Annotated in this window: 11 protein-coding genes; all 11 read right to left on the reverse strand. The window is 39.7% G+C overall.

What is annotated here, in order from left to right:
• Positions 1 to 12: 12 nt before the first annotated feature.
• On the reverse strand, positions 13 to 213 hold the full coding sequence (locus tag HOP08_16845) for a hypothetical protein (protein ID NOT76599.1): 201 nt from the start codon (positions 211 to 213) through the stop codon (positions 13 to 15).
• Complete coding sequence (locus HOP08_16850; protein NOT76600.1) at positions 210 to 4,460, reverse strand: T9SS type A sorting domain-containing protein; 4,251 nt, start codon at positions 4,458 to 4,460, stop codon at positions 210 to 212. Before HOP08_16850 ends, HOP08_16845 begins: the two co-directional genes overlap by 4 nt.
• Positions 4,461 to 4,561: 101 nt before the next feature.
• A complete protein-coding gene (locus tag HOP08_16855; protein ID NOT76601.1) occupies positions 4,562 to 5,656 on the reverse strand; it encodes an aminotransferase class I/II-fold pyridoxal phosphate-dependent enzyme in 1,095 nt (364 codons plus the stop codon).
• 3 nt (positions 5,657 to 5,659) lie between these two features.
• A complete protein-coding gene (locus tag HOP08_16860; GenBank protein NOT76602.1) occupies positions 5,660 to 6,088 on the reverse strand; it encodes an exosortase F system-associated protein in 429 nt (142 codons plus the stop codon).
• Positions 6,072 to 6,638 carry an exosortase family protein XrtF gene (gene xrtF, locus HOP08_16865; GenBank protein NOT76603.1) on the reverse strand — a complete coding sequence of 189 codons (567 nt, stop codon included), beginning with the start codon at positions 6,636 to 6,638 and terminating at the stop codon, positions 6,072 to 6,074. Before xrtF ends, HOP08_16860 begins: the two co-directional genes overlap by 17 nt.
• Entirely contained in the window at positions 6,628 to 7,257 is a 630-nt protein-coding gene (locus tag HOP08_16870; protein ID NOT76604.1) for an acetyltransferase, read from the reverse strand. The genes xrtF and HOP08_16870 overlap by 11 nt, the downstream gene beginning before the upstream one ends.
• A 39-nt stretch (positions 7,258 to 7,296) precedes the next feature.
• Positions 7,297 to 7,884 (reverse strand): sugar transferase, encoded by a 588-nt coding sequence (locus HOP08_16875; protein NOT76605.1) that lies wholly within the window; start codon positions 7,882 to 7,884, stop codon positions 7,297 to 7,299.
• Positions 7,885 to 7,906: 22 nt separating this feature from the next.
• Positions 7,907 to 8,896 carry a glycosyltransferase family 4 protein gene (locus HOP08_16880; protein ID NOT76606.1) on the reverse strand — a complete coding sequence of 330 codons (990 nt, stop codon included), beginning with the start codon at positions 8,894 to 8,896 and terminating at the stop codon, positions 7,907 to 7,909.
• Positions 8,889 to 9,836, reverse strand: a complete 948-nt coding sequence (locus tag HOP08_16885) for an NAD-dependent epimerase/dehydratase family protein (GenBank protein ID NOT76607.1) — start codon at positions 9,834 to 9,836, stop codon at positions 8,889 to 8,891. The genes HOP08_16880 and HOP08_16885 overlap by 8 nt, the downstream gene beginning before the upstream one ends.
• Positions 9,836 to 10,582, reverse strand: a complete 747-nt coding sequence (locus HOP08_16890; protein NOT76608.1) for a glycosyltransferase — start codon at positions 10,580 to 10,582, stop codon at positions 9,836 to 9,838. The genes HOP08_16885 and HOP08_16890 overlap by 1 nt, the downstream gene beginning before the upstream one ends.
• On the reverse strand, positions 10,583 to 12,310 hold the full coding sequence (locus HOP08_16895) for a carbamoyltransferase (GenBank protein NOT76609.1): 1,728 nt from the start codon (positions 12,308 to 12,310) through the stop codon (positions 10,583 to 10,585).
• Positions 12,311 to 12,315: the final 5 nt, after the last annotated feature.

A 12,315-nucleotide genomic window follows, 5' to 3' on the forward strand; every position in this document is an offset into this window, starting at 1 on the left:
ACCACTTGATCACTATTCCTTCCGTGATTTAAATTTCGCGATAAGACCTCTCAATCCAATGAGTAAGCCACCTCCTAAAAGGAATTCAATCCCGGTAATGGGAACTGTTGGGTTACCGCCACCCCCTGGATCTCCACCCGGTTGGGCAAAGCCGAGAACCGAAACCAGAGAGAAAAAAACAGTCAGAGTTAAAACCAGCTTTATTCGTTTCATTTTCTAATCACTCTAATAGGTTTAGTAGTATTTCCTGACTTTATATTCAGTATGTAGACTCCACTTGAATAATCAGTCATATCAATAACTTTTGGTCCAGGATTCAGCAATTCTTTTCTCTGATCGCTGCTGACAAGAACATTACCGAGAATATCAATCAAAACAATTGATTGTAATCTTGAATCGTCATACGCTGATAATTCAATATTCAATTTATTCACAACCGGGTTAGGATATGCTGCTCCTGCTCCAATGGTTGACAAAGGCTCAAGTCCTGTTACCACTGCGCCACCATTGATTCTTAAGACAAATCGTGAGTCACCATATGATCCTGCATCTGTGTTGACAGAGAACGTATAAGTTGAGTTATCAACCACTTCGAATTCCTTATTAAGATATTTATCAATCAGTGTGATGGTATAACCAAGGCTCATGGTACTGAGCTCGGTGAATTTCAATGTGTGAGATCCGGCTACAACGTCTGCTACTCTTAACTTAACATCTTTTGCCAGACCTGCCTTTACCAGACCGATGGTGTTGATTGAATAATCATCCGCTGCTGTGGTGGTGTAGCTTGAAATGTTCATGTATGTAAATCTGCCGAGGGAGGAAACATAGTTTCCGTTCCTTTTCTTGGAAGCATCAAACTGTGAATCATTTGCATCTGTAGCCACATCTTTGAAGCGAAGAACCATATCATCCTGCTTATCAGAAGAATTCAATGTTACTCGTAGGTAATTGTCAGCAGTTTCAGTACGAATAAATCTATTCGAAGCTGAAGTTTTGTCTGCTTCATTTAATGTAAAGGTGCTGCCACCTCCATTAGATCTAACCCAGAAAGACTGGCCTGTGGAAACTTCTCCAGTCCATCCAGTGAAAGGTTCTTGCGTCGCCACCCCACTTATATAACTCGAGAAGATAGAATTTCCTGCCCTTAACCACATTGCGTTCTGGACGTTTGTCTTGGTTACAAGATCCCAATCAATAGCCGATGGGTATGGATTCGGAATCAGGTCAAAATTGTTATTTGTGTTGGATATGGCGATAGGAACAGCTCCCTTTTCAATCGTACCAGAGTAAGAGGCAGTCACCGCTCCATCATTAAAGTCATAAGCAACGTATCCTGTTCTGCTATCAACACTGGTCGACGCTAAAGTTACCCCAGTATTTGCCACCGGCACGTACAGTTGAGTTGACGGATTCCATGTATAAACTGAAGCTGCTGCATTGTTGCCAATGTTTGGTCCTGTGCTCGGGTCTGCAAAATCTCCTGTTACACCGATAGAAGACTTCCATAATCCAAGATTTCCATTGGTGATAGGCATTGAGAGATAGCGGTAATCTCCTCCTGATATACTATGAATATACCGTTCGATCGTTACAGAACCCGTGAACTTATTAACATCATCCAGTCTCCCAATAGAGCCGCCATTATCCTGACTGGTGGAACTCAATGTTAAATTACCGTTCGTTGTAAACGCTCCGGTAGTTCCCAGAAGCTGCAACACACCATTCACACGTACAGCCGTACTCAAATTTGTACCAAAAGGATTGTTTGCATTGATGTTATTGAAAGTCGTTGCTGAACCGCTTACTGTATTGAAAGTAGTACCCGTAAAGGTTACTGTACCTGAGTTATGAACAAAAACACCGTTGTTAGCAAAGTTTCCACTTACACCCAAGGCAAATGCTGATGGAGCCGTTAATGTGCCTGTAATGTTGATTCCTCCGAATGTAGTTGCTGAACTACCAGCGATCGTATTGGTACCGGTAAAGACGACAGTTCCAGCACTTCCGTTGAACGTTCCTCCATTGTTGGTCCATGTATGAGATACATTCAGATTACCTGAAGGACCTGTCAACGAGCTTCCGTTGGCGAGAGTCACATCATAAAAAGTATTAGTGCTTGAGCCGGAAATAAGAGTTGTTCCACCAAAGGTTGTTGTCAGCGTTCCATTATTCAATGTACCGTTGTTGATCAAATTGCCATTGATCTGATAATTATTGCTGGGATTAACGAAACCTGTAATTGTTACCGCTCCGAAAGTAGGACTTGCTGATCCTGTAATGCTTGTTGTACCTGAGAATGTAACTATACTTCCTGTAAAGGTCGGATTGGTATTCACCACCAGATTTCCTTTTAAATCAATGGCATTACTTCCAGAGTTAAAGGCACCACTTAGCGTCATTGTTCCATTGACGGTAATTGCAGAACTCAGATTAAGGGTTCCTCCACCAGTCTTCATCAAATTATTAAGTATTCCTGTTCCAAATGCTGGTAATTCAGCGCCAGTAGAAAGTGTACCAGTATTTGAATACGTAACATTATAGGATGAGCCTCCTAATGGATTGCCGGACATCACTCCAGAAACAACTGTTACCGTTCCATTATTAGCCATCGAAATATTCCCAGAATTTGCTAAAGTACCATCAGTAAGATTAAGATTTGATACTGTAAGATTACCAGGTGACACAGCTACTGTTGGACTAGTTCTAACAACTGACAAAGTATTCAAAGTTAAGCCACCAATAGAAATATTTGCTGGCAAAGTTCCACTTCCATCAATGACAAGTGAAGCCGCTGCATCCGCCGTGATCGTTCCTGTACCTTGAGTAAAATCGCTGCTAATGGTTAAAGTTCGGCCATTTAGAATCAGATCACCAGCCGTCTGATTAAAAGCTCCTCCGGTTATTATCGACAAGTCAGTACCAAGTGTAACTTGACCAGAACTTATTCTATTTAACGTAAATGTATTTAATGTTGGAGTAGTATATCCAATTTGAGAAGTCGTTAACGCAAGTGTTCCGAAATTTCCGCTTCCTCCAATTGAAATTAAAGAAGAGGTTGTAACATCAAGAAATCTGGAACCAGGACTAAATACACCATTCAATGTAAGTGTATTAGGTCCAATAATTAAATTACCAGTATTTAACGTCAAATTTCCTACAAACACAATGCTTGCTGACAATGCAACACCACTTGGATTTGAAATGATAGTAGTAATTCCTGATCCTGTAGGCTGGCCATTACCCATTGTCTGAGCACCCACTCCATTATATTCTACTGTACAAGTCCCATTAAAATTTCTTGCTCCTGAAACCTGGATATTACCAGTTGACGTAGGAGAATTTTGTATTGCACCAGCTGCTGCTAATGAACCCACTCTTAAAGTTGCACCGCTATTCAAAGTAAACTGGCCAGTACCCGTTAAAGAACTAGTACCTAAATCAAGAATAGATGGAGCATCAACTCTAAAATCTACTGTGCCCAATATTGATCCCGCTTTTGAGAAAAGATGAGTTGCTGAACCATCAAAAATTACTCTTCCTGCCGCAGCGCCAAAGGTCCTCACAATTCCTCCAGAAGTAATTGTTAAATTAGCCTTAGGGTAGAGTGAACCAATTCCAGAGCTTTGTTTTAAATCCAGTTCTGAACCTGTTCCTGAAATAAGAACATTTCCATTTACAGTTAAGTCAAATGACCCGCTTCCATCCGATAATACAACATAAGCGCCATTTGAAATGGTGAAATCATTTGCAACATTTAATGAACCAACTAATCCGCTTGTCATTACTAAATATTGGGGAAGAACCCCTGTTGAAGTCACTGAAAAATAGCCACCAATATTTGGCATTGCTGAATTCACAGTTGTATTCAAGTATATATCATTAAGTTGATTTGGGCAGTTCCATTCAACATTTTGCAAACTAACCCCTGGCTCAAACGTTGGAGTTGTTGCACTAGCAGAAGTATATCCGGTAAATCTTAAAATTGAACCTGGATCAAAAGTGATATTAGGCACTTGACCAGCCGAAGCATAATTCATTTCATAAACACCCCCGCTTGCAATACTAAACCCTGCGATTCCTCCCGTTGTAGCATTTGAAGAGCCCGTCCTGTAACGGATTATACCACCGCTGTTAACTGTTAGAATACCTCGTGTGGGGAACATGTTAACGACCCCGTTCACTTCAAGTGTTCCGGTAATAAGGAGCATGGCACTATTTGCATTATTTATCGTGAGTGCACCAACTGCAAAGTTTCCTGTTGGAACAGTTACCGCCGTCCCGGCAATAATGGTGGCAGAGGACCCTGCATTTGGATAATCTATTCCCGCAGTTCCGGGAGAAGTCATGCCCCAGGTCGCGCCATCATTCCAGTTTCCTGAAGTAACAGAACTAAACTGTGCAAAAGCACTTACGGACATTAAGGAAAGGAATCCAAATAGTAGTAGCAGTTTTCTCATATCTACCTAATTATGCAAGTTTCAAAGATAGTACTTTACCGGAGATAATTAATACAAATCCAATGAACTGAATCCAATGAATTTACGATAAGTAACCCCTTTTAGGATGTTTGATTCAGGACTTTGGTAACCTCTGAAACGAGGGCCAAATTGCTCGAAGGAAGACTAAGTCCCTCTTTGAATAATTGCTCCCCAGCACCACTGACAAAAGCTGGAAATTTATGGTAAAATGGCTGTAAATGCATCGGATTCCAAAGCCTCCGGCATTCAATTCCCAATCGGCTGGTTTTATCTACTATGTCGCTCGTTTTCAGTGAATTAGAAAGTAAAAAAGTGCTTAACCAACGGTTAGAAAGGCTCTCATTTTGTTCTTTTAACCAGCCTGAGATCTTGTCCGCATGAAGCGAATTTCTGTATGAGTCAAAAATGGCTCTACGCTCCTCAATTTTTGCTTCAATTTGTTTTAGTCCCAGTAAACCTGAGGCAGAACTTAAGGGACTGATCCTGTAATTATAACCGAGCTCACGATGCTCATAATATGGCTTTTGCTCGCGAGACTGAGTAGACCAAAACAGCGATTTTTGATAAATTTCCTCACTTTCTGTCAACAAAGCCCCCCCACCGTATCCCGTTACGATCTTATTATTATTGAACGAGAATATTCCAATTTTACCCAATGTTCCGGCAGGCTTTCCTAAGTATTGAGAGCCAAGAGCTTCGGCAGCATCTTCCAAAATCGGAATCTCATATCGATCGCATATTGCATTGATGGCGCTCATTTGAGCCGGCATTCCATAATTATGCACTATAATGGCACACTTAGGCTTCTTTTTGAGCTGAATCTGAGATTTAATGGCGGTTTCAAGCAATTCTGGATTCATATTCCAGGTGGTCAACTCACTGTCAACCAAGATCGGAGTTGCTCCCTGATACAGGATCGGAGCTACTGTTGCTACATATGTAAAAGAGGGTGCGATGACTACATCACCCGAGCCTACACCAAGTGCCATAAGCCCAAGGTGAATCGCAGAGGTCCCGGAATTCACCGCCAATACATAGCGTGCTCCGGTGTAGGCTCTTAGTGCGGCTTCAAAATCCTCGATCAGCTTGGTCGCTGGTTTTTCAGAATATGAATCAAGTATGCCGGAAATTCCTGGAGCATCGAAGGGAGTTGCAGAAAGTGGAATTCTATACACGAGCTATGCCGATGGCTTTTTCCAAAAATACTTCTGATAAAAGAAACCCATGATCATGGCAAACATTAATAAAGGGTTAACGATCATGCGATGCAACTGGGATAATAGAGGAGAAGAAATTTCTGAATCGCCCTCCAGAGAAAGTTTCAGAATAAAATACAAAGGAAGAAACACGATCAGCTCCGTTAAGAAAATCCAGGTACTGACCCTAAGATAGCTTGATTTATTGAAAATGACCATGATCAGCAACAAACAAGCAGTGTCATTCAGTAAAAAACGTATCGTCTTGTTAATAATAAATTTCGCGTTGGGTGAATAACTTCCTACAAGGGAAGAGAAATCATAATTCTGAAAGAGGTATGCAAAGCCAAGAATCATAACTGCTATGATACCAATGATCCAACGGGGCCACTTATCAAGAAATAGCTGCATCTTGTTTGGATTTCATCCGTGTCCATAGAATCCACAAACCAAATACTACTAAGTACAAGAATGCTGTGAAGATGTACTTATGGAAATAATAGAAAAAATGCGGACGATTCAAAGCGGTATAATAAAGAAGAATAATTCTAAGCAGGTTGAAGAAATGGAGTATCAAACATCCGGAAGCAATGAAGATCATTACTCGCTTAACATTCCCTCCAAACGCAACAATGAAAGCAATAAAAACAATAACAACATTCAATCCATTACATCCTTCAAAGACTCGCAACACTGTTTTACTCATGCCAGTGGCTTCATCCAACTTCCTGAAATAAACTATTGGCTCTGACTCGCTGACAACAGAGGAAGCAGATTCTCCAAAGAGATTAACAATAAACACAACCTGATGCGTAACCCAGATCGTCATAGGATCTGCCAGTGGATAGTAGTACTCTATGTATAAGCCATAAAGGATGTTGCCAATAAAATAGACACCAGCAAAAATCAGAACGAATCTTAAAGCAGGCCAGAATTCCTTAATGGAGGAATTATTTTTCATAAGCGGGAATTCCAACGATTGTTTTATGATCCGGAAAATTCTGCGTCACCACCGCACCCGCACCAATTTTACAGTGAGATCCAATTTTAAGATTCTGAAGAATGCGTGCTCCGGTGCCCATCATAGAGCACTCTCCTATTTGGACGTATCCTGAAATGCTACAGCCCGGCATAATGGTTGAATAATTTTCCAACACAACATCATGTCCAATGGTTGATAGAAGATTTACAATCACAAAATCTTTCAGTTCAATACCTGTTGTAAAAATTACACCTGACGTCAGGATGCATCCCTTTCCAAATTTATTATTTTCATCTCCGGTCTGGCATGCAGGATGAATAATGGTTGGGAATTGAAAGGGTCCGTTTATCTTCTCCACAATTGACTTCCGGATCAACGGATCTGAAATGGCAATAGCTATGTTCATAGAATCAGATACCTTATTCAATTCTTTGATTCCACCCAGCACTTTATGCTTGTCAACCTGTAATCCAATTTTAAGCTTATCATCATAGAACCCAATAAAGTTCCATTGAGCGGATTGCAGATTTATCTGATGCAGCAGAAGTGCAGTCTCACGACCAAAACCACCAGCACCATAAATTGCAATATCCTTCATATACTAAATTAAATATAATCTGAAAGCTAGGGTATGAAGTTATCCTTCAAATGGTTTTTCACTTAGCGAGCTATCCTTCCTGAATGATAAAATCAATAAGAATGTCTTCGCCAGAATTTTCAAATCAAGCAAAAGAGAAATATTGGCGACGTAATGAATATCCAGTTCCAGTTTTCTCCTCCATGGGATCTCATGACGACCGTTCACTTGAGTCAATCCCGTAATACCTGGAAGAACAGAATACCTCATACGCTGTAAGTCGTTGAACAATGGAAGATAGCTGATGGGTAATGGTCTGGGTCCTATCATCGACATCTCCCCTTTCAGAATATTGAGAAGTTGTGGCAGTTCATCAATAGAAGAACGACGTAAGAAACCTCCAATACCGGTAAGACGCTGATGCTCAGAAAGTAGTTGTCCACTTTCATCACGAAGATCATTCATCGTCTTGAACTTAATAATATAAAAGGGTTTCTCCCGATATCCGGTCCTAAGTTGAGTAAAGAAAATATTACCTCCCTGGAACACTATCAGTAAAAGAATGATTAAAATAAAAAAAGGAATTAAGATCACCAGTAAAACCAGTGCTGCTAATCTGTCAAGGAATGATTTGATAATGAGATACAGGGAGTAGCTTTAAAGAATTAAATCACTCTGCTTTAAGAATCGTCCTCTTCATTGAAGCATAGAGTATCGCCAAGGTAATGAGAATACCAAGCCCTATGATATACTGATAAGACTGGGGCATATCCAATGCATATATTATGATGCAATTAATAATAAGTTGAAGCAAAGCATATGCAATGCTCATTCGGATATGAGGAATTTTATAATGATGAACAAGTACCTGGAAGAGATGCAGCTTATGGGCTTTGAAAATATTCTCCCTACGGAAAATCCTGTGAATAATAGTCAATACGCTATCTACACCGTAAACAGAAAGCATAAATGCAAATGCAAAATTTCCGGTTGTTACAATCAGCTTAACAATTAAGTACAGAATAATGAATCCTATTGACAGGCTACCCACGTCTCCTGCAAAACAAATAGCTTTGGTTCGGAAGTTAAAATAACAAAAGATGATCACTGCCATGAGGATAGCTTCAACAAAATCACTGTCAACAAAGTGAACAAAATGAATATTGACAGCCAGCAGACTTCCTAACGCAACGAGTGCATAGCCACCGGTGATCCCATTAATTCCATCCATAAAATTGAATGTGTTAATGGCTCCAACACAGACAATAAATACAATTGGAACGATCACTGCCGGAACTGGGGAAATTTCCGGGTCGGAAAAAACAGACCACAATTCCAATTGATAGAAGATAAGTGCAAATGCAATAGCCTGAACGGCAAATCTGATAGCACTGCTTAGACTTTTTACATCGTCTATGAATCCAATAATACTAACTAATGTCAGTGCCAGCATAAAAATTCCGTCTGGTCTTGAGGTGATCGCGTAAAACAAGAGCACTGAGAAGTAAAAAATAATTCCCCCTCCCCTGATGGTTGGCTTCTCATGCAGGCTTCTATTATTTGGATGATCCAGAATTTTAAAATACCTAGCTATCCAAAAATAGACCAGCTCTATTACTAATAAGGCAACACCGAAAATTAAGTAACTAAAGCTATTCATTAAAAGATTTGAGAGTGTTCATGAGCCCTGCCTTAATATCAATTGGCAAAGGCTGTTGCAATGTTTTCTTTAATTTTTCTGTGGATACCACAAGGCTTTCTGTTAATTTTTGCTTCATCTTCTTTGAAGGCAAACCTATCCCCGAACCTGCTGAGGATAAGAAATTCAATAATGAAGCGTTAACATCCCATATTCTTGGCTTACTCGAAATACTTTCTGAAATAATTCTCACAAGGTCATTGGTTGAAAGATATCCTTCATCTGCCAGATGATAAATCCCAGACGGATAATTATTCTGCAAAAACTGGAGGGTAATAAAATTCAGATTATCTGAAGTGAGGAAAGATCTTTTATTTGAATACGATCCAAAAATGTATGGCAAGCCCGATTTAACATACTTATACAGGAGATTGAGATTACCCTTATTTCCCTTCCCATGAATCATACAAGGTCTGAACACATAAGCTTTCTTATCAGGTGGAAGAATCTGATCCACTATATACTGCTCTGCTGCCAGTTTTGATTTTCCGTAATCAGAAACCGGAACAGGATTTGTGTTTTCGTCAGCAGGATTCTCAGATGTATCAACACAGGCTTTTATTGAACTCAGGAAAATAAATCCGCGCGCCCTTGATTTTAAAAACTCATCGAAAATGAATTTCGTCCCATCAGCATTTACCTTGTAATAATCTTCCGTCTGAAATTTATTACTCAGATCATGAGCAATCCCCGCCAGGTGAATAATAAAGTCGATTCCTTGTTCTTCTAATACACTGGCAGAATAAGAATCTATAAATTGAATCTTGTGATTTTTAAATTTATTCTGAAGTTCTGGAAGGTTTCTGCCATGACCAATCAATGTTATGTCAGGAAATGTTCCTAGATAGGAAACCAAACCTGAGCCAACAAATCCGGAAACACCGGTAATCAAAACTTTCATCAATTTAACAGCTCGGACAGCTTTGTGAAATATTTGGAGTATATCTTTAGGTAATTCGTCCTGATCCCATTTTCTCTACAACCTCTAAGAATTTCCTGATTCAAAACGATATTACTATTAAGGCCACGTGAGCTTACCCCACCTTTTCTCATGACCACCATGGTCATTGGGAGATATTTATACTTCAGCTTGTTAACATAAAGTAACCTGATGAGCATTTCATAATCTGCAGCAATCTTATAATCCGTTTTAAAAGGCCCCACCACATCATAAAACTTTCTTCTCACAAAGAATGTAGGATGCGCCGGCATGAATCCCCATGCAAATTTTTCAGGGTGCCATTTTTTTGATGAATAGGTGCGAACTATCTTCTTTAAATTCATGGGATCGACGAAGATCAGGTCTCCAAAAGTTGCATCAATCTGTGAATCAGAAAATGCTTCTGCAACCTTAGAAATAATTTGGTCGTCGAAATAATAGTCGTCAGAGTTAATGATACCAACAACTTCGCCGGTTGCCATTTGAATGCCCTTGTTCATCGCATCATAGAGGCCCTTATCCGGCTCACTGATCCATTTAGTGACGATACTTCCCTCTCTCTGAATGATGTTGACCGTTCCATCTTTCGAATTCCCATCAACAATGATGTATTCAATATCCTTATAATTTTGAGAACGAACGGACATGATAGTATCCGCAATAGTTGCTTCAGAGTTATAGGAAACAGTGATCAGAGAAATTCTCATCTATCTTTCAACAACACAATTCTCCAATACAAGCATATCCATTTGTGTTCTTAAAAAACAATCGATAGCCTCTTCGGGTGTATTTACTATCGGCTCATTCTCATTGAATGAAGTATTTAAAAGAATAGGAACGCCTGTTTTTTCACGGAATTTATCAATAAGAGCATGATATCTGGGAGAAACATCCTTTGTTACAGTTTGAAGTCGACCCGTTCCATCAACATGGGTAACCGCTGGAATAGAATCTCTTTTCTCAGGGCGAATGACAAAAACTTTCTCCATGAAAGGAACGTCTTCCACTTTCTCAAAGTAATCGGCTGTATATTCTTTTAATATTGAAGGAGCAAATGGCCTAAAACTTTCTCTTCTTTTGATCTTAAGATTCAGCAAGTCCTTTGCTTTATTATTTCGAGGATCTGCAATGATTGATCTGCCTCCTAAAGCACGTGGCCCGAATTCTGCCCGACCGTTAAACCACCCCACTACGCCTGGCTCTATTAATTTAGCAACAACTTTTTCATAAAGTTCCTCATCACTCAATCGCGAGTATTTAATACCCTTATTTCGAAGAATACTCTCTATTTCTTCGTTACTGAATTTACTACCCATAAACGCCGAATAAGTCGGAGCAACTCTGGGATTCTTTAATACGTGATGATTTTGAAACAAAGCAGAGCCCATTGACAATCCTGCATCATGACCTGCTGGCGGTATGTAAAGATTTTCAAAACCTGTCCGTCCTATAATCTTTCCATTGGCTACAGAATTTTGTGCCACACCACCGGCAATACAGATATTCTTCAATCCTGTTCTTTTATGAAGGTGTGAGAGAATATGAATGATAAGTTCTTCCGTAACCCTCTGAACTGATGCTGCTAAATCCTTATGATCCTGGGTTAAAGGCTCATCTTTGGTTCGGGCTTTTCCAAATATTTGTTCAAAATAGTCACTATACAAATTTCCAACATTTGGTATGTGGTCATTTCCATAGGTAATAACAACCTCTCTCGCAGATTTGAAGAAGCGATGATCCCAATCAAACAATCCGTTATCTTTTAAGATCAGAACCTGCTTGATCTTGTCTACATATTTTGGTTCACCATAAGGCGCAAGGCCCATCACCTTATATTCATCTCCGTAATGCGGAAATCCTAAGAACTGTGTGAAGGCTGTATAAAAAAGTCCACAGGAAACGGGAAAATTAACCGAATCGATAACTTCAATCTGGGTCCCCTTCCCTGTACCGATCATGGTTGTTGTAAAATCTCCTGAGCCATCAATTGAAAGAATCGCCGCTTCCTCAAAAGGACTTGGAAAAAAAGCGGAAGCCATGTGGCTTCTGTGATGTTCAATGTTTTTTATTTTTGGCTTTATGACAGATGCTGTTACAGAAAAATGATTCTCAAATTCCTTTTCAAGAGAAGCGATCTTACTTCTGTTTTTCAGTCTTTCTTTAATAGTTTGAATTCCTCCAAAGGGATCCATTGCAAGGAACATAGCCTTCTTTGCAAATTTTGCTTTAGGATCTCTTCCAATTGTGATATAGTCAACTTGTTCCAGATTGATGTTCGCCTCTTTAAGACAAAACTCAATTGCCATAGACGGGAAACCAGCCCAATGCTTTATGCGTCTGAATCTCTCTTCTTCAATTGCTGCAATGAGAATCCCATCTTTATAAATAGCTGCGGAAGAATCTGCGTGGTAGGCGTTAAGGCCGAGAATATACATGTATT

This window comes from Cyclobacteriaceae bacterium, assembly GCA_013141055.1.
Taxonomy (GTDB): domain Bacteria; phylum Bacteroidota; class Bacteroidia; order Cytophagales; family Cyclobacteriaceae; genus ELB16-189.

Bases quoted from the DNA above. Each gene is read 5' to 3' on its own strand.
- HOP08_16845 (NOT76599.1), bottom strand. From the start codon at position 213: ATGAAACGAATAAAGCTGGTTTTAACTCTGACTGTTTTTTTCTCTCTG.
- HOP08_16850 (NOT76600.1), bottom strand. From the start codon at position 4,460: ATGAGAAAACTGCTACTACTATTTGGATTCCTTTCCTTAATGTCCGTA.
- HOP08_16860 (NOT76602.1), bottom strand. From the start codon at position 6,088: ATGCAGCTATTTCTTGATAAGTGGCCCCGTTGGATCATTGGTATCATA.
- xrtF (NOT76603.1), bottom strand. From the start codon at position 6,638: ATGAAAAATAATTCCTCCATTAAGGAATTCTGGCCTGCTTTAAGATTC.
- HOP08_16870 (NOT76604.1), bottom strand. From the start codon at position 7,257: ATGAAGGATATTGCAATTTATGGTGCTGGTGGTTTTGGTCGTGAGACT.
- HOP08_16880 (NOT76606.1), bottom strand. From the start codon at position 8,896: ATGAATAGCTTTAGTTACTTAATTTTCGGTGTTGCCTTATTAGTAATA.
- HOP08_16885 (NOT76607.1), bottom strand. From the start codon at position 9,836: ATGAAAGTTTTGATTACCGGTGTTTCCGGATTTGTTGGCTCAGGTTTG.
- HOP08_16890 (NOT76608.1), bottom strand. From the start codon at position 10,582: ATGAGAATTTCTCTGATCACTGTTTCCTATAACTCTGAAGCAACTATT.
- HOP08_16895 (NOT76609.1), bottom strand. From the start codon at position 12,310: ATGTATATTCTCGGCCTTAACGCCTACCACGCAGATTCTTCCGCAGCT.